Consider the following 25,081-nt stretch of genomic DNA (forward strand, 5'->3'; position numbering starts at 1 on the left):
CCCTTTCTTTAGCGGTATTTGAGAATTGCGCCACTCATCAACTGGGCAAACATGGAGCCGGATTCTCAAATACCGCTAAAGAAAGGGAAGAGGCAGCAGAAAGGGGGGAGAGGAGAGGGGAGAGGAGAGAGGAGAGGGGAGAGGAGGGGGGAGAGGAGGGGGGAGAGGAGAGGGGGCAGAGAGGGGCATTGGTTGTCCGGGCGGACAGGGGGCCGCCCACGTGCGGTACCATGGAACCACCGCTGCGCAAAGCTGCGATCATCGTTCGTTCAACCGGAGGCTGCCGTGAATCCCGTCATCGTGATCCCCTCGTACTGGGCCGAGAGCCAGTCTCACGGCCGGCTGGGAGAACGCGGCTCCTACGACTACTCCACGCCCATCACCAAGCCGCTGCCAGAACTTGAAATGTGTCTCTCGTCACTTGAGCAGGTGCGAGGCGTGGACCGCGTGATTGTGCTTCTCGTCGCGGCACCATCGTGTGCCAAAGCAGCCCGCGCTCGCGTGAACTCCGTCTGCCGCAACCACATGGACCTGAACCCCGTTGTCATTGGCGACGAGGAAGCTGCCGCAGTCCAGGAGCAGTGCGCCGGCATGTACGCCAAGCTGCAGGGAGACCCCATAGCGCTTCGCGGCTGTGGCGCCATACGCAACATGGGGCTGGCTGTGGCCTCGGCATTTGGCCACGATGCCGTGGTCTTTATGGACGATGATGAGGTGGCTCTCAACGAGGACTACCTCATCGACGCTGTCTACGGTCTGGACTCCCTCACCCGCCAGAACCTCCCCATCCTTGCCAAGAGCGGCTGCTACGTGGACGTGCGCAGCTCCCCCTACGCGCCGGTCCAGAAGGAGTGGTGCGAGCAGCTGTGGTCCAAGCACGCGGGCTTCAATGAGATGATGAAGCGCTACCTCACCTCGCCCACCCGCATACTCCGCTCGAGCTACCTCTGCGGCGGTTGCTGCTCCATCCACGCCTCTGCCTTCACGCGGGTTCCCTTCGATCCCTACATCACGCGCGGAGAAGACCTCGACTATCTCCTCGACCTGCGCGCCAATGGCATCGACGTGTGGTTTGACAACACATGGCACGTGCGCATGCAGCCGCCCGAGGAGATGGCGCCCACGCCCTCCATCTTCATGCAGGACGTCTACCGCTGGTTTTACGAATACCGCAAGCTCGAGGCCATGAACGCCCGCCGCGACCTGCGTACCGTTACACCCGAATCGCTCATGCCGTACCCCGGCCCGTGGCTTACCCCACAGGTGCGTTCACGCGTGAGGGCAACGGCCGCCCGCCGCGCCCTTGTGGGGCGCGACCGTGCCGACAACCTGCGCATCCTTCGCACCGGTTGCCGCGAGGCGGATAGGTACGCGCAGGAGGCCTCTACACGCTACCTCTCGTTTGCAACCATCTGGCCAAGTATCGCCTCGTCTATCTGGAACAGTCGCTATCTCCAGCGTGAGCTCCTGAGCACAGGCACGCCCGCGAAAGGAAGCTCGCATGAGTGATCGCTCGACCTCGCTCTCTCCAAACTCGGTGAACGTTATTCTCAGCGCCGTGACCGCCGCGCTGCTCCTCCTTGTTGCCTGGGGCGTTGCAGAGGGCAACGTGATTGCGTCCATGCTCTCGGGCGCGGGACTTGCCGTGGTGATTGTTTCCTTTGGCACCATCAACTTGGTGCCAGACACCATGCGTGCCGAGGCGACCGAGAGAACCCTTGCCATTGCCTCCGAGACGCTTCGCAGCTGCAACCATGGCCTCACGCCGGATAACGCAGCACACATCTGCAGACTGCTCCTTCCCGAGACGGCAGCCGTTGGCATAGCCGTCACCAACACAAAGAAGGTCCTTGCCTACGAGGGCGAGCATGGCGTGGGGACGGCCCCGGGCAGCGAGAACACGGTACCCACGCTTGAGGTCCTCGAGAGCAAGCGCATGGAGACCTTCGTCTCGATGGACGATGGCGACCAGACCACGCGTCACTTCAACCTGGTGCAGAACCGCTCTGGGCGCACGTTTGGCATCATCGTGCCGCTCCTCGTGCAGGATGAGCCCATGGGTACCATCAAGCTCTACTACCGCAGCGGCACAGACATCGACCGTACGCAGCTGGCCATTGCGAAGGGCTTCGGAGAGCTTCTCTCGACGCAGCTCTCGTCTTACGAGCTGGACCGGCAGGCCGAGCTTCTCGCCCGTGCGGAGGTAAAGGCACTCCAGGCGCAGATCAACCCGCACTTCCTCTTCAACACCCTCAACACCATCGCATCGCTCACGCGCACCAATCCAACCAAGGCACGTGACCTTCTCCGCGAGTTCTCGGTTTTCTACCGCCGCACGCTTGAGGGGTCTGACCAGCTTATCCCACTCTCGCGCGAGCTGGAGCAGACGCGCCGCTACCTCAAGATTGAGAAGGCGCGCTTTGGCGAGGACCGCATTGTGGAGGAGGAGTTTGTGGAGCCTGGCTGCGAGAGCCTCCCCGTGCCCTCGTTTCTGGTGCAGCCCATCGTGGAGAACTCCGTGCGTCACGCCATGCGCGAGGAAGGTGCCCTTCACATAGACATCCACGTTGCCGTGGACGGCAATGACGTGCTGGTAGCGGTGGCAGACGATGGCCTGGGAATGGACCAGCAGACGGCAGACAAGCTACTTGCCGCGGCCTCTAAGCCCAGTGGCGAGGAGAAGGGGACGGGCATCGCCCTCAAGAACGTTGCCGAGCGCGTGGAGCGCTTCTACGGCACCGGCTCGGGCGTGGAGATTATCTCCAAGCCTGGAGAGGGGACCTGCGTGACCCTGCGACTGGGCGAGGCGGCCCTGACGTTGCATAACGGGTCCAAGGGGTAGCATACTAACGGTAAACGGTAGGCAAAGATGCTTCTTTGCGTGTCTGCGGCGGGATGTGTGCCGCAGCGGAAGGTAGGTTGTTGCAATGCTGCGTGCGATGATTGTCGATGACGAGGCTCCCGCCCGTTCCGAGCTGCGTTACCTCCTCGAGGAGACCGGGCGCGTGGATGCCATCACCGAGGCGTCAAGCGCACGCGAAGCGGTAGAGCGGCTCATGGAGGCACGCGCAGACGTCATCTTCCTGGACGTCTCTATGCCCAAGACCAACGGCATGCAGCTTGCGGAGGCACTCCACAAGCTCAAGAACCCGCCCGCCGTTGTCTTTGTGACTGCCTACAGCGAGTATGCGCTTGAGGCCTTTGACGTGGACGCCATCGACTACCTCATGAAGCCGGTGGAGACGGACCGTCTTAACCAGGCCCTGGACAAGGTCCAGTCGCGCGTCAAGCCACAGCCGCAGTCCCACTCCTCGGTTGAGCGCATCCCCGTGGTGAAGAGTGGCCGCAAGGTCCTTGTGCCCATCGACCAGATTCGCTACATCGAGGCCAAGGACGACTACTCCTGCATCTACACGGATGACGACCGCTACCTCTCCACCATCTCGCTTGCCAAGCTCGAGCAGAAGCTCGCGCCGCATGGCTTCTTCCGCGTGCACCGCGGCTACATCGTGAACCTCGAGTACGTCGAGGACGTAGAGGTCGTGTCCAGCGGCATACTCCAGCTTGGCATCAACGGCATTGAGGGCAAGAAGATCTCGGTCTCGCGCCGTCGCGTGGTTGCCCTCAAGCGCGCACTTGGACTGTAGAGGCCTAGTGGGTAGCGAGGCAGCACGGATGCGCTACGACATCATCTCGGACACGCACGGATACCTCTCCAAGAGGCTGCTCGACCAGCTCCAAGGTGCGGACACCATAGTTCATGCGGGCGACATCTGCTCTGCCTCGGACTACCGTACGCTTAGCCAGATAGCCCCGGTCCAGCTGTGCCTAGGCAACAACGACTGGTCCTACGACTTTGGCCCCGAGGTCAAGCGCGTCAAGATCTTCTTCTCGAGCGGGTTGCGCTGGGAGGTCTGCCATTACCGCGAGCGGCTAGACCTCAAGCTCTGCGACATTGCCATCTGCGGCCACACGCATCGCCCGTTCGTCGAGAAGGACCGTGCAACTGGCGTGCTGATGATGAATCCCGGAAGCCCCACCTACCCGCGCTCCGGCGGCCCCAGCATGGGACGCATCATCTGCGAGGAAGGCAAGGTCGTCTCGGCTCGCATCATTCCTTTGGAAGAGGCCGAGTAAGGCGCGCGTTCCGAAAAGGTCGGAGGCCGTGGGTGGCTACAGCTGGTTTGCTGAGGACGTGGCTTCGCTGGTCGTGGGTTCCCCCGTCGCCTGGGCATGAGCTGCCGGCGCGTCGTTGTAAGGGTTGACCTCCATTGCCTCGCGAAGCTGGTGCCTCACGGCTGTACGGCGCTTAACCGGAACGTAGATTTGCTCTCCGTTTGACATGGTGATCTTGCTGCTCGACATGGACGTGACGAGCTTGGCGTTGATCGCAAAGCTGCGGTGCACGCGCACAAACGTGGCTGGAAGCCTGTCCAGCATTGCAGAAAGCGAACTTCTGGTGCGAAACGTTTCTCTCAGCAGGTGAACATCCACGTACTGGTGGGCTGCCTCGAGGTACACAACGGCGTCGGGATGCACTGCGTGAGAAACTCCCCCGATGTCACGGATGTAGATGAGCGAAGCATACTCGGGAACTCTGGTGTCAGCAGAGTCGAGCAGCGAGTTGATTGGAATAAACGAATTGCTGCGCTTCTCGATCGGTGGAATCGAGAAGTGCATGTGAACGAGCTGGGGTTTCTCGGGAGTGCTGGTGCTCCAAACGAGCGTTGCGCGTGGGGACACCGTAAGATGCCTTTCGCCCGAGGCGCTCCCAATGAACACCACGGAGGTCTCGCCGTTTTGAAAGACCAGAACGGGGCAGCCAAACGAGAGGTCCAGCTTGGTGATGAGCGGTGCCATCCTAGAGAAGTAGTCCATGAATGCGTGCATGCCGGCCGTGCTCCCCTTGCCAAAGGGCTCCACAAAGGTGAAGCCATCTGCGAGGTAAGGGGCGCACTGCTCGGGGATTCCCGACGTACACGAGACAAGTACCAGGGTACTCAGGTCAAGCACGCTATGGACTGTCATCACGAGCTCACCCCTCTCCAAGTGCAAGACATAAATATGCATTGCATAAATGTTTATCAGCGCTACCGGAAGTTGCGTTGACCCAGTGTATGACATGAAGCGTCACAGTAGGTGAGAATGGGAAAATAAGACCTAACTACTACCCCTTAAGACCATAAATAACCCATTTGCCCACATAAATACATAATGCATTAATTGGTCATATCGTCAACTATATATACATAGAATTACATACGGATGGCGAATCTTCACTGCTAGACCAGCGGCTAAACACAAGGCAGTGGCCCACGGGGCCTACAATGGCGCCTGTGATGATGCCCATTGGGTGACATCGACTAGGTGCTCCATGGTCGTCTCCATATACCACGACGGGGCATGCGCGGGGCTGACGACTTTGGAATTCTCTACAAAACGGTGTTTCATACTCAAATTATGCTTTTTGGGACCAAAGTCGAAGTACCCTGCAACCCATCTGATAGAAACGTGAAAGGGGAACGACTCGGTCGCACTTTGGCTGGCCGGTCCTTAGGCCTGCATTACAGGGGCTTTGGCTCTGATTTGTCCCTTCGTGCGGCCTATTGCCGGCTCGACCCTCACAAAACGAACGCTACACACACTACAAGTAAGGGGCTGGTCACATGAGGAGAAAGCTCGCGAGGCAATCGCTTGTTGCCCTGGCGGTGCTTGTCGTTTCGCTTATGGTGGCTGGCTTAGGGCTTGCCGGCAGGCAGGCATATGCCGCTGAGGACGCGGATGCGTCATCTACCACAATCACCTTCAAGGCGGGCGAAGGCGGTGCCGTTGGCCCCGAAGAGGATCTTGTTCAGACTTTCTCGGCACATGATAAAGGCGAAGTGGCTGCCGTTACAGCAACCCCAGCTGATGGCTACGTCTTCGTCGACTGGACGCGCGATGGCGAAGAGGTGAGCACAGAGGCTACTTTTGCCCCTGTCAAAGAGACGGCCACATACGTCGCCAACTTCAAGGCGGTAGATACCAGCAGTTCTGGATCCGCAAGCACGGACGATACGGATCTTGGTCTGAACCCCGATCACCTCACCGGCCCCGAAGAGGGGGACGGCACCATAGACGAGAGCGTCTATCCCGAGGTGGACTTTGGCTCTTCTCCGTCACCGAGCCGCCTTCTTAGCATGAGGCTCATGGCGCTGCCTACGGCGGATTCAGGCCACCCCACCCAGCCCGGCGAGGTAAAGCTTTCGAAGACCGCAACTGCCGTTGACGGGATGGTCAACACCTGGGATGTCACGGTGCGTGTTGAGGGCAAGGACACCACCAAGACGAGCGACATCGTGCTTGTGATAGACCGTTCGGGCAGCATGGACGATAACGGCCGCATGAAAGCTGCCAAAGAAGCGGCAAAACAATTCGTGAGCACGCTTCTGCCTGACGAGCACACGCGTATCGCAATCGTCTCGTTCGCACGCGGCGTGACGATTGACCAAGGGCTTACCAACGATTCGTCCGCCCTCAACAGGGCCATCAATCGTATTTACGCTGACGGTGGAACCTTCACTCAAGCCGGCATCAAGCAGGCTGAGACGCTTCTCGCAAACTCTAACGCAGACGTTAAGAACATCGTGCTTCTGTCCGATGGCGAGCCTACGTATAGCTATGACATCAAAAACCCTACGAACTATCTAACCAATCTTGTGTATGGCTACGTCGACAACGGTTATGTTGGTGGGTGGACCGGCTGGCATTACGACACGAACACCAGCGTTCCTTCCACAGAATTCAACTACCCGAAAGCAGTGGGAGAGGGCAATTCTCTGCAGACCTTTGGGGAATGGTACAGACGGAATCGGTGGTACTACAACCACGGCAACAGCACCATCGCCGAGGCGACCATCGCGAAGAACGCTGGCTACACCATGTGGACCGTTGCAGTGAATGCTGGCGACACGGGTAAGAGCGTCCTTTCTCAATGCGCAACAGATCACAACCACGCAAAGTCGACGGAAAAGCCAGAGGAACTCAAGAAGATCTTTACAGAGATAGCCGGCAACATCAAGGCGGCGGTACAGGACGCCAGTGTTACCGATCCCATGGGTACGGGCTTCACGATTCCTGCTGGCAGCGTGGACAGCATAACGACAAGCCAGGGAACCGCAACGTACGATGCGGATAAGAAGACCATCAACTGGGAAGTCGGAACGCTCTCTAACACCATCGATGACGACCCCACGGTCAAGTACGCTAAGCTTACCTATCGCGTCACGATTGACGACAGCATTCTCACGGCAACACCGGAGGCAGATGGCAAGTCGTACAAGACCAATGGCACGACAACCATCAATTACAAGGACGCTACTGGTGCTGACAAAACGGGGGAGTTTGTTTCGCCTACCGTCGACCCCGTCCTGCTCGTGGTGCAGAAGAAGCTCTACGACAAGAACGGTAACGAAGTCACGAACAGCGACCAGGAGTTCTCTGTCAACGTAAAGGGAGATGCCAAGAGCGGAGAGGCCTATGATCAGACCTATACCCTCAAGCCTGGCGACAGGAAGGTCCTAACCAACCTGCGTTGGGAGGATACCTATACCGCCACAGAGACCGGTTACCCCGATGGCAAGAGCAAGGATGACTACACCACCGAGGTGAAGGTGGGCGATGACGTCACCAACAGCTTTACCGTCCACCAGGGAGCTGACGACAAGGACATTGTTGTCACCAACCGCGAGCATCCTACGCTCACGCTCTCGAAGACTGTAACGGGCGACCTTGCCGACAAGACCAAGGAGTTCACGTTCAACGTCACCGTGAAGCGCGGCGATCAGACCGTCATCGATAACAAGACATACACGCTCAAGGATGGCGACAGCAAGACCATTGCGCCAGATAGCGGTGCCCTGCTCCCCGGTGACCAGGTCACTATCACCGAGGCTAACGGTGATGGCTACACCGCCACGTATAAGGTTGGGGACGCATCCGAGCAGACCGGCTCTGAGGCAAGGTTCAGCCTCTCCGGTGACACCAAGGTGAGCTTCACGAACTCCAAGCCACTGGTTCCTATCACTGGCCTCGACGGCAATGAGGGGATTCCCATCCTGCCCGCAGTGTTGGGCGTGGGTGCCATCACCGCCGTCCTGTGCGTTGCCATAACCCGGCGTCACGGCGTGCGAGGGGAGTGATGCCCAGCCACTTTGCCCCTACGTCGGGGAGCGCAGAGCCCACGGACGAAGGTTCGGAGCCGTCGCTTGCGGCGGAGCTTCTTCTTCTCGTCCTCAAGATCGCGTTTGTTCTGGGCTTTGTCGCAATGGTGTTCCTCTTCGTCTTTGGTCTGTTCCAAGCGCCTGACGAGAGCATGTCGCCAGCGCTCAGAGAGGGGGATCTGGTCGTGTACTACCGCTTGGAGAAGACCTATGCCGCCGGTGACGTGATTGTGGTCGACGACGGCGACTCCAAGGAGCTCCGCAGGGTTGTTGCGGTTGCGGGCGACACGGTGGAGTTCTCCTCAGACGGGCTGGTAATCAACGGCTACCTGCAGAGCGAAGACAAGATATACACCGAGACGCTGCCGTTTACGGAAGGCATCACGTATCCAGTGACGGTAGGCGAAGGTCAGGTGTTCGTGATGGGCGACAACCGCCCAGAGTCGAAGGACAGCAGGCTCTACGGCCCGGTGGACATCGACACGAGCACGGAAGGAAAGGTCATGACGGTGATCAGGAGAAGGAACTTCTGAGAGCCGTGTGATAGACAAGGCAAGTCGCGTCCCCTGGGGCGCACGTCGAAAGGAAGATGAGATGAGAAAGAACAGAGGGTTTGTCGCACTTGCATCCGCAATTGCGCTTGTTGCGGCTCTGTTTGGCGGCGTAAGCACCGCGCTGGCAGCGACTGCGACTGTACCGCAGGTCCAGAAGCAGCTCGACCTCAACCCGGGCTCCACGGTGTCGGCGACCTTCACGTATACCATTACGCCTAAGGCGCTTACCACTGGCGTTGGCAACGAGATGACCTACACCGACGGCCCCACCGCCGCGATTGCTGACATCACGCTGACTGATGCGTCCAACACCGCAAAGAACACTGGCACTGGTGCCATCACCTTTGGCGGCAAGTCTGATGCCAGCGCCTTTGCGCACGCTGGCGTCTACGCCTGGACCATCAAGGAAAACACCACGCAGAACACCGGCGTTGGCACCTTCCAGGATGACCCGCAGGTCTACACCCTCATTGCTACCGTTGTTAACGGCGACAATGGTCTTGAGTTCAGCTCTTTTGTAATCGCCAAGGGTGACGTGAACTCCACCGCCAACACCGACACCGACAAGGCAAGCGCTATCGAGTTCGATAACAAGTACACCGAGAACACTACTGAGAACAACACTGACCTCACGATCACCAAGGCAGTTGAGGGCAAGCAGGGTGACAAGAGCAAGCAGTTCGAGTTCACGGTGACCTTCACCGCTCCCTCTGTGCTTCCCAACGGGCAGACTGCTGCGCAGGCTCTGAACGCTATCACTGCGACCGCTAATGGTGCTACCGACATTCAGTTCGCAGATGCTGCTGACGGCGCTACTACCCGTACCGTCACCTTCAAGGCTGCCGACGCCAAGGGCGTTACCTTCTCCAACGTTCTCGTTGGTACCACCTATTCTGTCCAGGAGACTAAGGTTGATGGCTACACCCAGTCCTGGAAGGCTACTGCCAACGGCGCCGAGAGCACCTCTCAGGACAACCTGCTCATTGGTGAGAAGACCAACAACGGCACCATGACCAACACCCACTCGGACGTGACCCCCACGGGCCTCATCATCAACAACCTGCCCTTCATCATGCTGGGCTGCGTTGCCGTCGCCGGCGTTGTTGCCTACGGTGCTGCTAAGAGGAAGCTCGAGAAGTAAATGCCCCATTCGCTATCCCGTCGGCTGGCCCGTGGGGCCCTACGACTCGCTAATTGGCTGGTCGACGGGATAGTTCTCTCTGTGTTGCTGCTCGTTGTTCTCTTTACCGCCTACTCTGTGTTCGACAACAACCGGGTGGAGGGCCAGGCAAGCGAGGAGAACTTTGCCTCGTATCGTCCGGCAGAGAATAACGACCCAAGCTTCGAAGAGCTTGCGGCATCCAACTCAGACGTGGTTGGTTGGCTCACGCTCTACGGAACAGGCGTTGACTACCCGCTGGTTCAGGGGCCAGACAACGAGAAGTACCTCAACACCAACGCAAAGGGCGAGTTTGCCCTTTCTGGCTCGCTTTTCCTGGATTACCGCAATGCGCGGGACTTCACAGACCCAAGCACGGTGATCTTTGGCCACCACATGGAGAACTCCCTCATGTTTGGCGACCTGGACAAGTTTGGTGACGAGGAATTCTTCTGGCAGCACAGGTACGGCAACATCTACTACGGCGGCAAAAACCACGGCGTTGAGATATGCGCCTACCTTCTTGCCGATGCGTACGACGAAGTTGTCTATAGCACGACGGTTGGGAGCTCTCCATCTATGGCTGAGTTCCTAGCCTATCTAAAGGCCCACGCCAAGTTCTGGCGAGATGGTGCGATCGGCGAGAACGATCACGTGCTGGTGCTCTCGACGTGCGGGTCCGGGACCAATGACCGCCACATTGTGGTGGCTCGCATCACGGACGAGACGTACGAGAACACCTTCACCGACGAGAGTGTCTCCAGGACGCTTTCCGGCACCGCCGACAAGGGTTTGGCGCTATGGGCAAAGATTGGTATTGGGTTGCTCGTGTTCCTGCTCATTGCGTGGGTGGTTGGCGCACCATCGCGGAAACGCAGCGGGAACAACAGGAGGAGAAGGATAGATGGGCGCGATAGAGGATAGGCTGTACGCACGGGCGCGGGCGCATGCCCTCGCTGCCGTCTGCATGCTTGCGATGGCCATTGCGGTTGCCCTGCTCGCCGCGCCTTCGCGTGCGCTTGCAGCCGTTGTCGACCACTTCACCGTGGGGCAGGAGTTCTCGAAGACCGGCATGGTCCCCGAGGAGCTGAGCAGCACCTTCACCTACCAGCTCACGCGCGTTGCAGGGAGGGACGGCGTGGCGCCGCTGCCAGCTAATGCGGAGGGCGATACCTACACGTTTACCCTGGATGGGGATACGAGCAAGGACATTTCGCTGACGCTGGGGAACGCTGCTGCAGCTGATGCACTGACCTTCTCGCACGCGGGCGTCTTCTCCTATCAGCTGCGTTGCGTCACGGATCCCTCGGGGACTGAAGGGCTCACCGTGGACGATACTGTCTACGACGTTGAGATTGAGGTTAACAACACCGATGACGGCCTTGCGGTATCGCACGTGGTGATTAGGCGCGAGTCTGATGGCTATAAGCCGGACACTGCGTCGTTCTCGCACAGCTTTGAGGGCCAGCCCGAGCCTGTGCCAGGGCCCGAGAAGCCCGTCGAGATTCTGGGCGTCAAGCTTCCTGTGGCTGGTGACGCTACATGGGGGCTCATCCAGCTGAGCACTGCAATCTGCATTGGTGGCGCTGTGCTTATCGTCATGGCCATTCGTCGCAAGAAGAAGGAGCGCGAGGCGAGGTCGTAAGCGCGGCGTTGGGCGTTTGGCGCTTGCGCGACGCCCGAAGTCTTCTTTTCGACAAAAGAATCGCTCCGCTGTGCCCTCCGGCGTCAATTCGGCGCCGGAGGGCACGCTTTTGCAGCAATCCCGTACAAAGTCGCTGCTCGGGCGTCACTCCTGCGCCGTGACGTTCCCTTCATCCAGCATGAGTGGCACCACGAGCTTGGTATAGAGCGCCAACCAGATGAGCGACACGCAGAAGCCGGCAATAACGTCTGACGCATAGTGGACGCCTAGGTAGATGCGGCTAATGCCGATAAGGACAATCACCAGGCCAAAGCCAATCACGCAGAACCAGCGCACAAACCGGTCGCGTTCGTAGTGCCAGACCATCCAGGCGAGAAGTCCGTAGAACGCCATGGCTACCATGGAGTGTCCGGAGGGAAAGCTGTAGCCAGTCTCGGCAATAAGGCGGAATCCGTCAGGTCTGGGCCTTTGGACCAACTGCTTGAGCAGGAGGTTGAGCGCCACGGCGCACACCAGGTTCACTGCCGCGCATGCGCCAGGCCTGCGCCCCGGGGCAAATGCCTCTACGGCCAGCAGCATGACGAGAAGTACCACCGGCTGTGCCAGCTCGGAAATCGACTCCATGTACGGGGTGAGCCACGGCTGGCGTAGGTCCTGAACAAAGAGCTGGTAGGCACCGGCATCCAGCTTGGTGAGCTCGCCTTCGCCAACCTCCTCCAGAAGCCAGATAAAGACGCAGGCCGCCACTGCCGCAAGAATGAGGCGAAGGTTCTCTCGCACAAGCCTTCTAAAGGCGTGGCCCTTCTCTGCTAGATGGTCGGCCATGTGCGAGTCCTTTCCACGATGACCAGATACAAAAAGGGGCGGACGCCGAAAGGCATCCGCCCTGCGCTACGTACAAGTCTAGGGCATGCTGCGATTGCGTGACCCTAAACCGCCCTTACAGGTAGGCCTCAAGCTCCTTCTTGAGCTCGGCCTTAGGCATGTTGCCCACCATGGTGTGAACGGGTTTGCCGTTCTTGAACAGGATGAGCGTGGGGATGGAGACAATGCGGAACCTGGTGGCAAGGTCCGCCTCCTCGTCCACGTTGCACTTGTAGACGTCGAGCTTGTCGCTCAGCTCGCCAGAGATCTCCTCGACAACGGGGCCAAGCGCGCGGCAGGGGCCGCACCAAGAGGCCCAGAAGTCAACGAGAACAGGCTTCGCAGAGCCAGAAACTACGGAATCGAACTTGTCGGTGGTGATAGGGGTTGTAGCCATGTCTGCCTCCCAGCGGATGCGGACGCCTTCGCCCGCGGTTTCGTGTCGAGAGGGCTTATACCCGATTTACACTGGGTGTGACATGGGGTGCAAAATGCTATCTCCATTATCACATGTGAACGGTCGCTTGCCTTGGCAAGCGGCATCCGGGGAGGGTGCAATGGCAACGGAGCGAGACAGGCGTCGCGAGGCGTACGTGGAGAAGGCGCGGGCGGAGCTATCTGGCCTGGCGGCGCGAGGCGTGCGCATGGGTGGCAATGCCTTCTCGGCTGTTGTTCTTGCCAAGGGCGAGCTCTCGCCCGAGGAGCAGGCTGGTGCAGAGCTTCTCTCTGGCCCAGATGGCGTGGCGCTGAGAAAGTCGCTCGACAAGCTTGGCTACGAGCCAGAGGACTGGTGCACGCTCTGCCTTCCGGCGCCCGGCACCCCCGGCGCGCTGCCTGCATCCCTCGTACGGGAGGCGCTTGCGGCGCTTGACCCCGCAACCGTTGTGTGCTGCGACAATGCCGCTGCGCAGGCTGTGCGTGACGCCTATGCAGATGATCTTGCTGCCCTCCAGAGCTTTTCGGAAGCAATGCTTGAGCCCGGTTATGTTGTCTACGTGCGAGGCGTGCGCGTGCTGGCGCTGGGCGGCTTTGCGAACGCCCTTGGCGACCAGCGAAAAAAGCAGCTTATGTGGGCGCGGCTCAAGCAGATACCTCCCCTGGGAGAGCCCTTCTAGCGCTCCGGTCTCCGGCATACGCGGTATCCTTAATACGTATGTTGTCCAGTGTGACAAGGAGCAACGCCATGCCAAATATTCCCGCACCCGTCGACGCCACCAAGACCGCTGCTTGGAAGGCGCTTCAGGACCACCACGACAAGCTGGTTGCAAATGGCATTAGTCTCAAGGAGTGGTTTGCCGAGGATGCAAACCGTGTGGACAAGTTCTCCTTTGACCTCAACGACCTGCACTTTGACCTCTCCAAGAACCTGGTGACCGAGGAGACGATCAAGCTCCTGTGCGACCTTGCGCGCGAGACGGGCGTGGAGGATCGCCGCACGGCCATGTTCGAGGGCGTCCACATCAACACCACCGAGGATCGCGCCGTGCTGCATACCGCGCTGCGTCGCCCTGCCGCGGACGCCGGCAAGCTTGTGGTGGACGGACAGGACTGCGTGGCCGACGTCCACGGGGTTCTCGACCGCATGTACGCCTTTGCCGACCGCGTGCGCTCTGGCGAGTGGAAGGGCGTCACGGGCAAGGCTATCAAGAACGTGGTCTCTATTGGCATTGGCGGCTCCGACCTTGGTCCGGTCATGGTCTACGAGGCCCTGAAGCCCTACGCGGACGCCGGCATCAGCGTGCGCTACGTCTCCAATATCGACCCCAACGACATCTCTGAGAAGGTCAAGGGCCTCGACCCCGAGACCACGCTGGTGATTGTCGTCTCCAAGACCTTCACTACGCTTGAGACCATGACCAACGCGCGCGAGGCAAAGGCGTGGCTGCTCAACGGCCTTAAGGCTTCCGGTGCCATCGACGGCTCCGATGCCTCTGTGGCAGAGGCAGTGAAGCACCACTTTGTGGCCGTCTCCACCAACCTCAAGCTGGTCGAGGACTTTGGCATTGACCCGCAGAACGCCTTTGGCTTCTGGAACTGGGTTGGCGGGCGCTACTCCGTGGACTCCGCGGTGGGCCTCTCGCTCATCATTGCCTTTGGTCCCAAGGTATTCGAGGAGTTTCTCGCCGGCTTCCATGACATTGACCGCTACTTCTGCGAGACGCCGCTCGAGAAGAACGTCGTGGCACTCATGGGCCTGATCAACGTGTGGTACAACAACTTCTTCGGCGCCGAGAGCCACGCGGTGCTTCCGTACAACCAGTATCTGCATCGCTTCCCGGCCTACCTCCAGCAGCTCACGATGGAGTCCAACGGCAAGTCCACGCGCTGGGATGGCACCCCGGTTACCACCACTACCGGCGAGATCTTCTGGGGCGAGGCAGGCACCAATGGCCAGCACTCGTTCTACCAGCTCATTCACCAGGGCACGCACCTTATCCCCGCGGACTTCATCGCCTTTGCGAATACGGCCAACCCCGCCAAGGATGGCGAGCAGGACGTGCACGAGCTGTTCCTCTCCAACTTCCTTGCGCAGACCAAGGCCCTCGCCTTTGGCAAGACTGCCGACGAGGTCCGCGCCGAGGGGACGCCCGAGTGGATGGTGCCTGCACGCTGCTTCTCTGGCAACCGCCCCACTACGTCAATCTTTGGCGTCAAGCTTGATGCTCACGCGCTGGGCGAGCTCATTGCGCTTTACGAGCACATCGTGTTTGTCGAGGGTACGGTGTGGGGGATTGACTCCTTCGACCAGTGGGGCGTTGAGCTGGGCAAGCAGCTTGCCAAGCAGATTACGCCCGCGTTCCACGACGACGAGGCGCTGGCGCAGCAGGACGCGTCGACCCAGGCGCTCATCGCGTTCTATCGCGCTCACAGGGAGTAGGCACGGCGATCAGGCGTTCTCTCCGTCGCTATATTGGCGCCGGAGAGCGCGTTACCGCAGCGATTACGTATGAAGCGGGCCTTCGGGCGTCATTTCGACGCCGGAAGGCCCGTTTTCTAAGCAAGTGCGTACAAATGGGGCTCTCGGGCGCCGTTTTCTCGCCGGAGCGTGCGTTTCTGCAGCGGCGGCACGCCGCGGTTCCGATCCACGACCCCTCAGGCGATGAGAGTGTCATTTCGTGTACGTCTTGTACACGAAATGAATTAAAAACGTGTACAGCCTGTACACGAAATGACAGAAAAACGTGTACATCCTGTTAGAATAAACCTACATTTATAGTTGATGAGCTTGGGCGGGGATGGAGGAGACTTTGTCACAGGACTCGTTTTACATGGGGAGAAAGATCGAGAATGCCATTCGCGCTTGGTTCAAGCGCGGCGACACGCATCCGCTGCTTATTCGCGGCGCCCGCCGCACGGGAAAGACCAGCGCTATAGAGCACGTGGGGAAAGCGCTCGCGGGTGAGGGATTCGTCAAGCTCGACTTCCAGACGGACCTAGAGAACATCGAGCGCATCTTCGACGGTCCCACTGATGACCTCAATCGCATTGCGTCGAGAATCGCTGAGTACAAGCGCCTCTCGCTTGATCCTGAGCGCACCCTGCTCTTCTTTGACGAGGTTCAGCTGTCTGAGAAGGCTCTCAATTCCCTGAGGTTCTTCTCCGGCTCGCCATGGCGTGTCATCGCGAGCGGAAGCCTCTTGGGCGTGACCACAAAAAGCCGCCGTCTCCCGTTCCCCTCGGGCGTTCGTCAGCTTGAGATGCACCCCATGGACTTTGAAGAGTTCCTTTGGGCATCTGGCGAGAAGGCCATGGCAAACGCCATACGCGAACATGCACAAAGCTGCGAGCCGTACGTGCTTCACGAGCATGCGCTCGATCTCTATCACCGCTTCCTGGTGGTAGGAGGCATGCCTATGCCTCTTCGCGAGTGGCTTGAGACCGGCTCGCTTGACATGGCCATGGAAGAACTTGCGGAGATTGACGCCACCTATACGGCGGACATGACAGATCCCGAGAATGGCATCAGTGGGATTTCTGCTAAGCGTATTTGGGATAGCCTGCCCAAGCAGCTCCTTCGCTCCTCCACCAAGAAGTTCAAGTACGCCGACGTTGTGCGCGGTGGTCGGCGCGCTCGTCTGTTGGAGCCATTAGAATGGCTCGAGGCCGCTGGCGTTGTGACTCGCAACGAACTCACCAAGGATACGCATGTCCCGCTCAGCCCATATAACGACGAGGAAGGCAGTTACTTCAAGGTATACGTTGCGGACACGGGGATTATGTTCAAGAAATTTGGCATTGCCCCGTCACTCTTCTTGGACGCCACGATTGCCTCACAGCTCTCTTCCGACTTCCGTGGTGCTCTTGCCGAGAACTTCGTGATGCAGTCCCTGCAGGCAAATGACATCAAGACGTTCTACTGGATGCCAGAGGAGGACTCGTCACGTGGTGAGGTTGACTTCGTCTTTCAGAACGACCACGCCGAGGTAGTGCCTGTTGAGGTCAAGTCGGCGCGCAACGTGCGTGCGAAGAGCCTGCAGCGCCTTATGGCAGAGGGAGGATCACCGTATGCCATAAGGCTCTCAGAGCAAAACTTCTCGCGGAGTACCAACGAGACGGGCACTGAGCTTAGGTCACTGCCTCTGTACGCAGCCTTCACGATAGGATGCTAGCCCCGACCCTAGCAGTTGCCCACGTGGACGTGCGGCAGGTACTCTCGCGCCACGTCTGCCAGGCGCATCACGGTTGCTACCGGCGTAGGCTGGGCGTTTGCCATGTGCCAGCGCGGGAAGAAGCGTGTGACGTGCAGCACGATTTCCTTGCTCACGTTGGTGAGCCACGCCGCCTCCTGGCGCATGGCGGCCTGAGAGTCGCTGACCCCGGGCACCACAAGCGTGGTCACCTCAAGATGGCACGTGCTACTCGTCCCCAGCGCCTCGATGGTGTGTCTCACGTCCTCAAAGCTGCCACCCAGCTCGCGGTAGCCCTCGGCCGAGAAACACTTGAGATCGATGTTCGCGGCGTCCACAAGCGGGGCCAGCGTGTCAATCACATGGGTGCTGGCACAGCCGTTGGACACCAGCACGTTGGCAAGGCCCGCCTTGTGGGCCAGCACCGAGCAGTCGTGTACGTACTCCCAGCCAACCAGGGGCTCGTTGTAGGTATGCGCAATGCCTATGATGCCCGGGTCGCGCTCGGCGCACTCTAGCGCCAAATCAACCAGCTCCTGCGGCAAGACCTCACGCCAGGGGACGCCGTCGGCGCCCTCCTGCGATATCTCGAAGTTCTGGCAGAAGGGGCATCGCATGTTGCACCCATAGCTCCCAACCGAGAGCACGCGTGCGCCAGGATGCCACTCTGCCAGCGGTTTCTTCTCAACGGGGTCGATTGCCACCGAGGTGAGCCGGCCGTAGTTCCCCGCTACCACGTCTCCGCCCTGGCAGGTGCGCGCACGGCAGAAGCCCACCCCGCCTTCTGGAATCACACAGTGGCGCCGGCAGACGTCGCATGTTGCGCTGCGGCTCACGTGTGCCTCACAACCTCAAAGCGCTCAAGCGTGCAATCGTCGCGCCTAAGGTCTATGTGCCCCTTGCCGGCAGCAATGCGCAGCTGCTCAGATACCGTGTCCACACCGTCGAGGTCTGGCAGGAGAAGCCCGCGCCTGCCGTCCGCACAGCTTACGATGACGCCATAGCGCTTGGGGTCCAGCTGATCTGCGGACTCCACGGGCTCCGGCGCGCCCAGCACGTCCACGTCGTAGACAAGCTCACCCAACTCGTCGGCGGTGACCGGCGGAAAGCGCGGGTCGTGCCGCCCGGCCGAGATGGCATTGGCGCAAATCTCCTCGGCAAGGTTGTCCTGCACCGGTGCGATGGTGCCAATGCAGCCGCGCAGTTCACCGTTTTTCTTGAGCGAGACAAACGCACCGGCACGGGAAGAGAGCAGCTCTGCCGGCAGGTTGGGCTTCTCATCCGGCGAGATGCGGCGCCGTTCGTGAACGTACGTCTCGAGCGAGAGGCGCGCCAGCGAGACGTACGGATCCTCTGCCGCCTTGCGGTGGGCCAGGTCTGCCTTGTGGAAGGCCTCGTATTGCTCGAGAAGCGCGCGACTCTCGTCTGCACCCTCTTCGCCCACGGGGGTGAATGCCGCCACGCCATACCCCACGCCAAAGGGACCCTCGTAGGAGAGAAGCTCAGGCTTGATGGCTGTGCGGTCAAGTGCGCCCGCCATTATCTGGAAGCTGCGCAAACCGCACTCGGCTGCGCGCTCGGCAAAGCCGCGGTCCATAGTGAGCAGGGGCAGGAGGTCGCCGGTCGAGAAGGCCTGCGTGACTTTCTCATCAAACTGCGGACCTTCCGGCGCAAAGCCGTACGGGCCGCTTTCGAGCAGCTTGTGCGAGAGATCGCCGGAGGCTACGTAGACCACGCGCCTGCCAAGCTCGCGTGCGGTGCGCTGTACCAGCATGCCCATGCGGTAGTGGTCTGCTGGCGAGAGGCCCGAGATGCCCATGCGCACCACCTGGAAGTCCTTGGTGTGGCGCTGGATGAAGTGGAGCGGAATCATGGTGCCGTGGTCGAGGGTTGGGTCCCTCTCGCCCTCGCAGCCAGCCGAGAGACCCTCCAGCTTGCAGGCGTGCGCTAGGGCGCGAACAAACTCCTGGTCATAGACCGCCTCGTAGCGGGCCTGCGGCGCGCCAAACATCGAGAAGCCACCCTGCGCCCCACGTCCGGGGGAGATGTGGATGTAGTCCGCATACATGATGGCGTGCGGGCTCGAGATGACCACCGTGTCCGGTGCAAGCTCGGCAATGCGACGCCCCACCTCGTCATACGCGGTGATGGTGGCAGAAATCTTCTCCTTGCCAGAACCTACCCCCGGAATAATGAGCGGCGGGTGCGGAACGGCGAATGCGGCAACAATGCTCATGGCAGGACCTCCTTGGTCGCTACCAGAGTCAATACCCGTTGCGAGGGCCCATGCATACCAATTTCGGCGTTCGGACGATGGACGGCGCCGCGCGTTAGCGGCGACGAGGCGTGCTTTTCGGCCTAGCGCTTGCCCTTCTTGGGCTCGTGATCGATGAAGAAGCGAACAAGCGCCTGGTAACGGCCCTCGCTCATGGGTGCGCGCGGAATGTAGACGCAGCGCTTGTTGCCAAAGTCGACAACGGTTGCCTCGTTGCTCGAGCGGGAGTGCTTAAGCTCGGAGAGAGGGTACTCAACCACGCGGTCGTCGGGCCCTTCCTCTACCACCTTTTCCTCGGTCACCACAATGTGGCGACGGTTGTCCTCACCAACAAGCCCCAGCGTGCTCTTGCGTGCAAGGAAGGTTGCAAAGCGGCTCCAGCTTGTGGTGATGGAGGACGTGATAACGGCAATGACCAGCAGGGCTATGGTAAGCACGATGTTCTCGCTCATGGTAACCAGAACCAGGATGAGCAGGGCAAGCGAGAGAATCGCGGCACCGTTGAAGATGTCCTTCATGCGGTCGGGGCCATAGAGGTTGGCTGCGCGAGCCAGCTCGTACTCGTTCATGTCATAGGTGAGAGAGAAGAGCGGCTTGCCGTACTTCTCGTCTAGCTTTGACTGGCGAACGGCTTCCTCGTTTGCCTTGCGAGCCTTTGCGCTGGGCTTCTTAGCCATGGGTCCTCCTTGCTGCCTTCGCATACGTGCAGCATGGTAGCGCATCGGGGCACGCAAGGCGGTCGCCGCCGTATGTGGTTTGCCGGACTGGGTCTGGGGTTGTGGGCGAATTGTCTGCTGCGTGTGCTTCTCCGATGAAAAGGACCGCTCGCGCCCGCGGCATGGTTGAGAAAGCCACGATGGGGAATCATATACATCGAGCAGAGGAGCGCGGCGTGACTGGCAAAGGCCTTGCGCTGCGACCTGCGTGAGCTTTAAACAGCTTGGCAGCTGCCAAAAGTGGGGGCCTTCGGATCTGATCAATCCGTGGGCCCTCGTCCATTATCGCCGAGAACCCCGCGCCCTACTTCGTTGAGATCGAGTGGAACTCGTAGTCGCTGACGTGCCTCGAGACGGAGTACTCAAACGGCCGTCCGTCATCGAGGTACCCCACCTGCTCAACCTCCAGCAGGGGCTCCCCCTCGGGGACGTTGAGCCGCTTGCGCTCCTCAGCCGAGGGCATCACGGCGCGAATGATGCGGTGTGCGCTGGCAATCTTGAGTCCCAGGTCCTTCTCGATAAACGCGTAGATTGAATTCTGCACGTTCTTGAGCTTGAGGTCCGTTACCACGTCGATGGGCATGTAGATGTACTCGATCACGCGGGGCTTCTCGTTTGCGCACCTCACGCGACATACGTGGTAGGTGAAGGAGTCGTCGTCCACGTCAAGTTCCTCGGCCACGTGGTGCGGCGGACGAACAACGGAGAAGTCGTAGACCACGGTTTGTACGGATTCGCCGCGTGCCTGGTGCTCGGCGAGAAAGCCCGTCATCTGGCCGGAGGTGTCGTTTGCGTCTGCAGCGGTAGTTGAAGTTTCTACCTTCTTCACAAACGAGCCAGACCCGCGTCGGCGCGAGATGAGCCCCTGCGCCTCAAGCTCGCCCAGCGCCTTGTTGATGGTGATCTTGCTCACGTTGTACTGCTCGCACAGCTTGTTTACCGAGGGAAGCTGGGAGTATGCCGGATATGTCCCGTTCTTTATCGCCAGGCGCAGGTCATCAATGACAATTTGATACTTGAGCACGTTCTCGCCCCTCTCAGTAATAGACATATCAACTGTAAACCGAGTGCCTGCCTCTCGCAGCTGTGATAAACGCCCACTTCTTGAATTAACGCCCAAAGCAAAGCTATTTCTCGGTCAATAGAAGCGTGGCGATGGCTGGCGGCGATGGGTGATTCGGGGGCATTCTCGCTCCCTCGCTCTTTGTCGCGTTTTCGTGGCGCGAGAGTGACGCGGCCCCTTCTTTGGTACAGTGTTCTCCAGCGCGTTGGATGGGTGCGGGTGACGCAACACCTCGAACCTGGTCAGGGCCGGGAGGCAGCAGCCATAAGGGGCCTCTGGCGGGCACCCGTTCCCATCGAGCGCGCTGTCATGCCCCATGGGTCGCGCGCACCACGGCCGTTGGGGCTTTTTTGTAGACCGATTGTCGTGCCTGGCCTACTTTGCCTGAACAGGGAGTTTGTCTATGGGATTCGTTGACTTCATTGCCAACCTGCTTCGCGACCCGCGTGCCGCCATTGCGAGCTGGATCGCCGCCGGCCCTCTCACCGCGTACGGCTTCGTGTTTCTCATCATCTTTGTCGAGACGGGCGTCGTGTTCTTCCCGTTCCTACCGGGTGACTCGCTGCTGTTTGCGTCCGGGTTCTTTGCGCAGGGCGGCGGGTTCAATATCTTTGCGCTTCTCGGCGTGGCTTGGGTCGCTGCCATCCTGGGCGACCAGTGCAACTTCATGATTGGGCACTTCTTTGGGACGCGGATTGTGGCTTCGGGCAAGGTCAAGGCCATGACCCCAGAGCGCATGGAGAAGAGCGAGAAGTTCCTGGACAAGTGGGGGCACCTAGCCATCTTCCTGGGGCGCTTCTTCCCGTTCATCCGCACGTTCGTGCCCTTCATCGCGGGCATGGGCGGCATGCATTGGCGCAACTTCGTGATCTTCAACGTGCTGGGTGGCATCACGTGGTCCACGCTCTTCACGCTGCTGGGGTACTTCTTTGGCGGCATTCCTGCCGTGCAGGAGCACTTCGAGCTGGTCGTTGTGGGCATCATCCTGGTGTCCGTGATTCCTGCGGTTGCCGGGGCAATTCGTGCGCGCATGGGAGCCAAGAAGGCTGCCGACGCGGAGTAGGGCGCGGTCGGGGTGCTGGCCCCGGCGGCTGTTGGCGCTTTTTTCGAACGTTTAAGGAGGCTTAAACGTTCCAATTCTGCGGTTTTGTTTCTGTTCCGCCGTTTCCGAACGTTTAGGGTGGTCTAAACGTTCGGAATTTTCCTAAACGGTGAAATACGGCGCCGGAATGGCTTGCCGCGGCACCAAAACCACTGGCTGAGCTCTAACCCACGGACCCACAAATGGCTTCCTTGCCGGTCGGGGAAGCCAACGTGCAGTTTGTGCCTTTTGGAGTGCATCTTGTGACGAGGGAACAGCCAACGGCCTGGCAGGTTCTATTCTCAGGCTGTAGCGGCACCTCTCCCACATCCCAATAGGCGCCGCCGCGGCATCCGGCTCTCTCCTCCCATTCCCTCCGGATGCATCCCGCGAGGGGCCTAGCGCTGAGGCTGGGCCCCGTTTTTGTGGTGCGAAGGAGTTTGGCGGGTAGTGCAGGCCCTGTCGAGAAACACCCTGGGAGCTAACGAGAAGAAATTCGCCATTTTGGCCGCTGAGAACACCGTTATCTGTCGATTATCTTCTCCACAGCACCACTCGTTCATGCAATGCCAATGCCGAGGAGTGCAAGGCCCGCTGTAGGCGCCTGCCTATTCTGGCTGCGGAATCACGGCGTTCACGTAGAACACGCGGCCGTTGGTGCCGCAGGTGATCGCTCCGCCGTGGGACTCCACAATCGTGCGCATGGAGCGGAACCCGTACCCGTGGTTGAGCTGATCTCCCTTGGTCGAGACGGGCGCGCCATCCTTCATATGCACGCTTCCGTCAAAGTAGTTCTCCTCGTGTATCGTTGCCATGCCCGCTGCGGACCTCACGTTGAGAGAAACAATCCGCTCAGTGGGGTCATCCAGCCGCTCCACCGCCTCTATCGCGTTGTCCAGCAGGTTTCCAAAGAGCGAGTAGAGCTCTGCGTTCGAGAGAAACCTCAAGGCGGAGCCATCGGCAACACAGTCAAACTCGATGCCCTTACCTTCACAGTGCAGGCGCTTCTCGGAAAGAATGGTGTCTATGCCCTCGTTTCCCGTCTGCACCTTGGAGTCGTAGACATCGACCTCGCGCGCAATGTCTGCGAGAACCGCGGGGTCTACGCTGGCGCCGCTACCCGGGAAGTGGCGAATCTGGTGCCGGATGTCGTGGCACTTCATGTTGATGGCCTCGATAGTCTCGCGACTCATCTGGTACTGCCGTTCGCGGTCGCTCATAAGCCGCGCGGTAGCCGCTGCCTCCACCTGAAGTCGCCTGTTGAAGAGGAGCTCGTACTCGAGGTAGAGCACAAGAAGGCATACGGAGAGGTGAGCAAAGGAGATGATGAGGACATATGTGATGGAGACGCCGTATCTCAGGAGGTTCTTGCTGGCAATGTCAAATGCGATGTTGAAGAAGATGACAACCGCCAATAGTAGAAGAGCTGCCCGGTCTTCCACAAGCGTAAGGCCCTGCTTGCGTATGGGTCGCACGAACAGCAGGTAGAAGCCAAGGACCACAGCGGCGGAGATCAGAACGTTAAATGCGGCCGGTTCGCTTCCAGGTGCCTGCACGCCCGTGCCAAGGCAAATTCCAATGAAGTCCCGCGTCCCCGCTGCAAGGTTCTGCGCGGAGTACGCAGCAGAAGCACAGAAGAGCGCGGTCCATGCTGTACCCTCAAAGCAAATGGCAACCATGCCCACCATGAGCAGGACAAATGTCGAGAAGAACGCTACCTGCGTAAGTAGTGAGGCAAGTTTATCTCCACCGGAAAGCACAAGGCCACGTCCTGCGAACCACGTGAACAGGAAGTAGAAGGCGAAGCCAACAACCGCAATTGCCACACGCCATGCAAAGCCGGTCCTTCTTGGCAACGCAGTGGCGAGAAGCCCCAATGGCACGAGAAAGTCCAGGATTGAGAGAAGTGCGTGAATCGTGTCCATAAGGGGTGTCATGAGTTTCTCCCACCGTAGTAGGCGGCGATGGCTTCAAAGGCTGCCTTGCGTTTGGGCCGGCTAATTACATAGACCCCGCCGTCGGAGGTGTGGACGTCAGAGCCACGTATTGTGCGCACGTGGTCCATGTTCACAAGGGCGCTGCTCGATATCTGGACAAATGAGGTACCAGCAAGTTCTTTGGCAAGCGCGCTCAACGTTCCTCGCGCCAGCGTCTCGCGATTGTCGGTGAGGTGGTAGGCAAGGTTGTGACCCTGCACATCGATGGCAGTGATGTCGCTCACCGGAATGACGGAGATGCCGCCTTTCTCCTTAATAATCACGCTTCTCCCGATGGTGCGTCTAAGCACGCGGACCGCTCGGTCCATGCGCAGGGAGAAGCTGTGGTAGCTCACGGGCTTCACGATGAAGTCCAGGGCGTCCACCTCGTAGCTGCGTGCGCCATATTGTGCAAGGCTCGTCACAAAGATGATTTGCGTACGCTGGTCGTGGTCGCGGAGAATCTCAGCCGCCTCCATGCCGCTGACTCCCGGTAGCCCAATGTCCATGAACACAAGATCAACCTCTGGCCGATTGGAGAGAAACTCTGCCGCGGAGGTCATGGCAGAGACCTCAAAGCGCTCGCCGCGTTCGGCAGCATAGCGCGAGAGAAGCGCACGCAAGCGTTCCGCCTCTTGAGGCTCGTCCTCAACAACAAGCACGCGAATTGCGGCTGCCCTTCCAGCATCGCCTGGGATGCGCGTCTCGTCGGGCATGCCGTCTGCCTTGCCATTTGGACCGCCCACCACTGCCCTTGCCATCGTCCTCGCCGTTTCCTCAACAGATTTCGCCAACAAATCTAAACCCCAGGGCACCAATCGTACCTTGAGGCACAGCGGCAGGCACTCTTCTCCGGGGCCCGGCCAGGCAAGGAGCTTGCGTGTCTGCCGCAATGATAGCAAGCGGGTGAGAGGGAAGG

Annotated in this window: 22 protein-coding genes and 1 other RNA gene; 14 read left to right on the plus strand and 9 right to left on the minus strand. The window is 59.7% G+C overall.

The window, feature by feature from the left end:
- Positions 1-285: 285 nt before the first annotated feature.
- The 4 genes from AUL39_RS00895 to AUL39_RS00910 all read left to right on the plus strand — a co-directional run bounded on the left by AUL39_RS00895 (position 286) and on the right by AUL39_RS00910 (position 4,137).
- Positions 286-1,509 carry a glycosyltransferase family protein gene (locus AUL39_RS00895; protein ID WP_059052702.1) on the plus strand — a complete coding sequence of 408 codons (1,224 nt, stop codon included), beginning with the start codon at positions 286-288 and terminating at the stop codon, positions 1,507-1,509.
- Entirely contained in the window at positions 1,502-2,842 is a 1,341-nt protein-coding gene (locus AUL39_RS00900; protein WP_059052705.1) for a sensor histidine kinase, read from the plus strand. Before AUL39_RS00895 ends, AUL39_RS00900 begins: the two co-directional genes overlap by 8 nt.
- Positions 2,843-2,927: 85 nt before the next feature.
- Positions 2,928-3,647 (plus strand): LytR/AlgR family response regulator transcription factor, encoded by a 720-nt coding sequence (locus AUL39_RS00905; RefSeq protein WP_174519234.1) that lies wholly within the window; start codon positions 2,928-2,930, stop codon positions 3,645-3,647.
- Positions 3,648-3,675: 28 nt separating this feature from the next.
- Positions 3,676-4,137 carry a metallophosphoesterase family protein gene (locus AUL39_RS00910; RefSeq protein WP_059052707.1) on the plus strand — a complete coding sequence of 154 codons (462 nt, stop codon included), beginning with the start codon at positions 3,676-3,678 and terminating at the stop codon, positions 4,135-4,137.
- 36 nt (positions 4,138-4,173) lie between these two features.
- On the opposite strand, the gene AUL39_RS00915 is transcribed toward AUL39_RS00910, so the two are convergent.
- Positions 4,174-5,028, minus strand: coding sequence for a LytR/AlgR family response regulator transcription factor (locus AUL39_RS00915; protein ID WP_059052709.1), 855 nt, complete (start codon positions 5,026-5,028; stop codon positions 4,174-4,176).
- 638 nt (positions 5,029-5,666) lie between these two features.
- Here AUL39_RS00915 and AUL39_RS00920 point away from each other — a divergent pair.
- The 5 genes from AUL39_RS00920 to AUL39_RS00940 all read left to right on the plus strand — a co-directional run bounded on the left by AUL39_RS00920 (position 5,667) and on the right by AUL39_RS00940 (position 11,559).
- Entirely contained in the window at positions 5,667-8,180 is a 2,514-nt protein-coding gene (locus AUL39_RS00920; protein ID WP_059052711.1) for a VWA domain-containing protein, read from the plus strand.
- On the plus strand, positions 8,180-8,734 hold the full coding sequence (gene lepB / locus AUL39_RS00925; protein ID WP_059052713.1) for a signal peptidase I: 555 nt from the start codon (positions 8,180-8,182) through the stop codon (positions 8,732-8,734). The genes AUL39_RS00920 and lepB overlap by 1 nt, the downstream gene beginning before the upstream one ends.
- 61 nt (positions 8,735-8,795) lie before the next feature.
- On the plus strand, positions 8,796-9,896 hold the full coding sequence (locus AUL39_RS00930; RefSeq protein ID WP_059052715.1) for a DUF7601 domain-containing protein: 1,101 nt from the start codon (positions 8,796-8,798) through the stop codon (positions 9,894-9,896).
- Entirely contained in the window at positions 9,897-10,838 is a 942-nt protein-coding gene (srtB, locus tag AUL39_RS00935; protein ID WP_059052717.1) for a class B sortase, read from the plus strand.
- A complete protein-coding gene (locus AUL39_RS00940) occupies positions 10,819-11,559 on the plus strand; it encodes a Spy0128 family protein (protein ID WP_082667161.1) in 741 nt (246 codons plus the stop codon). Before srtB ends, AUL39_RS00940 begins: the two co-directional genes overlap by 20 nt.
- Positions 11,560-11,703: 144 nt before the next feature.
- Here the strand turns inward: AUL39_RS00940 and AUL39_RS00945 are convergent, their stop codons facing one another.
- On the minus strand, positions 11,704-12,384 hold the full coding sequence (locus tag AUL39_RS00945; protein WP_059052721.1) for a phosphatase PAP2 family protein: 681 nt from the start codon (positions 12,382-12,384) through the stop codon (positions 11,704-11,706).
- 115 nt (positions 12,385-12,499) lie between these two features.
- Positions 12,500-12,820, minus strand: coding sequence for a thioredoxin (gene trxA, locus AUL39_RS00950; RefSeq protein WP_059052723.1), 321 nt, complete (start codon positions 12,818-12,820; stop codon positions 12,500-12,502).
- Between the two features lie 160 nt (positions 12,821-12,980).
- Between trxA and AUL39_RS00955 the strand changes: the two genes are divergently transcribed.
- From AUL39_RS00955 to AUL39_RS00965, 3 genes are all read left to right on the plus strand, one after another.
- On the plus strand, positions 12,981-13,538 hold the full coding sequence (locus AUL39_RS00955; protein ID WP_059052725.1) for a hypothetical protein: 558 nt from the start codon (positions 12,981-12,983) through the stop codon (positions 13,536-13,538).
- 68 nt (positions 13,539-13,606) lie between these two features.
- Positions 13,607-15,301 (plus strand): glucose-6-phosphate isomerase, encoded by a 1,695-nt coding sequence (gene pgi / locus AUL39_RS00960; RefSeq protein WP_059052728.1) that lies wholly within the window; start codon positions 13,607-13,609, stop codon positions 15,299-15,301.
- Positions 15,302-15,671: 370 nt separating this feature from the next.
- The gene (locus tag AUL39_RS00965) at positions 15,672-17,033 is read left to right on the plus strand and encodes an ATP-binding protein (protein WP_235810715.1); all 1,362 of its coding nucleotides are present in this window, start codon (positions 15,672-15,674) and stop codon (positions 17,031-17,033) included.
- An 8-nt stretch (positions 17,034-17,041) separates the two neighbouring features.
- On the opposite strand, the gene AUL39_RS00970 is transcribed toward AUL39_RS00965, so the two are convergent.
- The 4 genes from AUL39_RS00970 to AUL39_RS00985 all read right to left on the minus strand — a co-directional run bounded on the left by AUL39_RS00970 (position 17,042) and on the right by AUL39_RS00985 (position 21,066).
- Positions 17,042-17,887 carry a radical SAM protein gene (locus AUL39_RS00970; RefSeq protein ID WP_059052732.1) on the minus strand — a complete coding sequence of 282 codons (846 nt, stop codon included), beginning with the start codon at positions 17,885-17,887 and terminating at the stop codon, positions 17,042-17,044.
- Positions 17,884-19,287 (minus strand): AmmeMemoRadiSam system protein A, encoded by a 1,404-nt coding sequence (amrA, locus tag AUL39_RS00975; RefSeq protein ID WP_059052734.1) that lies wholly within the window; start codon positions 19,285-19,287, stop codon positions 17,884-17,886. The genes AUL39_RS00970 and amrA overlap by 4 nt, the downstream gene beginning before the upstream one ends.
- 122 nt (positions 19,288-19,409) lie before the next feature.
- Positions 19,410-20,003, minus strand: coding sequence for a hypothetical protein (locus tag AUL39_RS00980; RefSeq protein WP_059052736.1), 594 nt, complete (start codon positions 20,001-20,003; stop codon positions 19,410-19,412).
- A gap of 343 nt (positions 20,004-20,346) precedes the next feature.
- Positions 20,347-21,066, minus strand: a complete 720-nt coding sequence (locus AUL39_RS00985) for a GntR family transcriptional regulator (protein WP_059054009.1) — start codon at positions 21,064-21,066, stop codon at positions 20,347-20,349.
- Positions 21,067-21,311: 245 nt separating this feature from the next.
- On the opposite strand from AUL39_RS00985, the gene ffs reads away from it, so the two are divergent.
- An RNA gene (gene ffs, locus AUL39_RS10760) (signal recognition particle sRNA small type) lies at positions 21,312-21,407 on the plus strand.
- A gap of 101 nt (positions 21,408-21,508) precedes the next feature.
- The gene (locus AUL39_RS00990; protein WP_059052738.1) at positions 21,509-22,168 is read left to right on the plus strand and encodes a VTT domain-containing protein; all 660 of its coding nucleotides are present in this window, start codon (positions 21,509-21,511) and stop codon (positions 22,166-22,168) included.
- A 626-nt stretch (positions 22,169-22,794) separates the two neighbouring features.
- On the opposite strand, the gene AUL39_RS00995 is transcribed toward AUL39_RS00990, so the two are convergent.
- Both AUL39_RS00995 and AUL39_RS11005 read right to left on the minus strand, forming a co-directional pair.
- Entirely contained in the window at positions 22,795-24,123 is a 1,329-nt protein-coding gene (locus AUL39_RS00995; RefSeq protein ID WP_059052740.1) for an ATP-binding protein, read from the minus strand.
- Positions 24,120-24,923, minus strand: a complete 804-nt coding sequence (locus AUL39_RS11005) for a LytR/AlgR family response regulator transcription factor (RefSeq protein WP_059052741.1) — start codon at positions 24,921-24,923, stop codon at positions 24,120-24,122. The genes AUL39_RS00995 and AUL39_RS11005 overlap by 4 nt, the downstream gene beginning before the upstream one ends.
- Between the last annotated feature and the right edge of the window lie 158 nt (positions 24,924-25,081).

This window comes from Tractidigestivibacter scatoligenes (assembly GCF_001494635.1).
GTDB lineage: Bacteria > Actinomycetota > Coriobacteriia > Coriobacteriales > Atopobiaceae > Tractidigestivibacter > Tractidigestivibacter scatoligenes.

Bases quoted from the DNA above. Each gene is read 5' to 3' on its own strand.
- AUL39_RS00900 (WP_059052705.1), top strand. From the start codon at position 1,502: ATGAGTGATCGCTCGACCTCGCTCTCTCCAAACTCGGTGAACGTTATT.
- AUL39_RS00905 (WP_174519234.1), top strand. From the start codon at position 2,928: ATGCTGCGTGCGATGATTGTCGATGACGAGGCTCCCGCCCGTTCCGAG.
- AUL39_RS00910 (WP_059052707.1), top strand. From the start codon at position 3,676: ATGCGCTACGACATCATCTCGGACACGCACGGATACCTCTCCAAGAGG.
- AUL39_RS00915 (WP_059052709.1), bottom strand. From the start codon at position 5,028: ATGACAGTCCATAGCGTGCTTGACCTGAGTACCCTGGTACTTGTCTCG.
- AUL39_RS00920 (WP_059052711.1), top strand. From the start codon at position 5,667: ATGAGGAGAAAGCTCGCGAGGCAATCGCTTGTTGCCCTGGCGGTGCTT.
- lepB (WP_059052713.1), top strand. From the start codon at position 8,180: ATGCCCAGCCACTTTGCCCCTACGTCGGGGAGCGCAGAGCCCACGGAC.
- AUL39_RS00930 (WP_059052715.1), top strand. From the start codon at position 8,796: ATGAGAAAGAACAGAGGGTTTGTCGCACTTGCATCCGCAATTGCGCTT.
- srtB (WP_059052717.1), top strand. From the start codon at position 9,897: ATGCCCCATTCGCTATCCCGTCGGCTGGCCCGTGGGGCCCTACGACTC.
- AUL39_RS00940 (WP_082667161.1), top strand. From the start codon at position 10,819: ATGGGCGCGATAGAGGATAGGCTGTACGCACGGGCGCGGGCGCATGCC.
- AUL39_RS00945 (WP_059052721.1), bottom strand. From the start codon at position 12,384: ATGGCCGACCATCTAGCAGAGAAGGGCCACGCCTTTAGAAGGCTTGTG.
- trxA (WP_059052723.1), bottom strand. From the start codon at position 12,820: ATGGCTACAACCCCTATCACCACCGACAAGTTCGATTCCGTAGTTTCT.
- AUL39_RS00955 (WP_059052725.1), top strand. From the start codon at position 12,981: ATGGCAACGGAGCGAGACAGGCGTCGCGAGGCGTACGTGGAGAAGGCG.
- pgi (WP_059052728.1), top strand. From the start codon at position 13,607: ATGCCAAATATTCCCGCACCCGTCGACGCCACCAAGACCGCTGCTTGG.
- amrA (WP_059052734.1), bottom strand. From the start codon at position 19,287: ATGAGCATTGTTGCCGCATTCGCCGTTCCGCACCCGCCGCTCATTATT.
- AUL39_RS00980 (WP_059052736.1), bottom strand. From the start codon at position 20,003: ATGGCTAAGAAGCCCAGCGCAAAGGCTCGCAAGGCAAACGAGGAAGCC.
- AUL39_RS00990 (WP_059052738.1), top strand. From the start codon at position 21,509: ATGGGATTCGTTGACTTCATTGCCAACCTGCTTCGCGACCCGCGTGCC.
- AUL39_RS00995 (WP_059052740.1), bottom strand. From the start codon at position 24,123: ATGACACCCCTTATGGACACGATTCACGCACTTCTCTCAATCCTGGAC.
- AUL39_RS11005 (WP_059052741.1), bottom strand. From the start codon at position 24,923: ATGGCAAGGGCAGTGGTGGGCGGTCCAAATGGCAAGGCAGACGGCATG.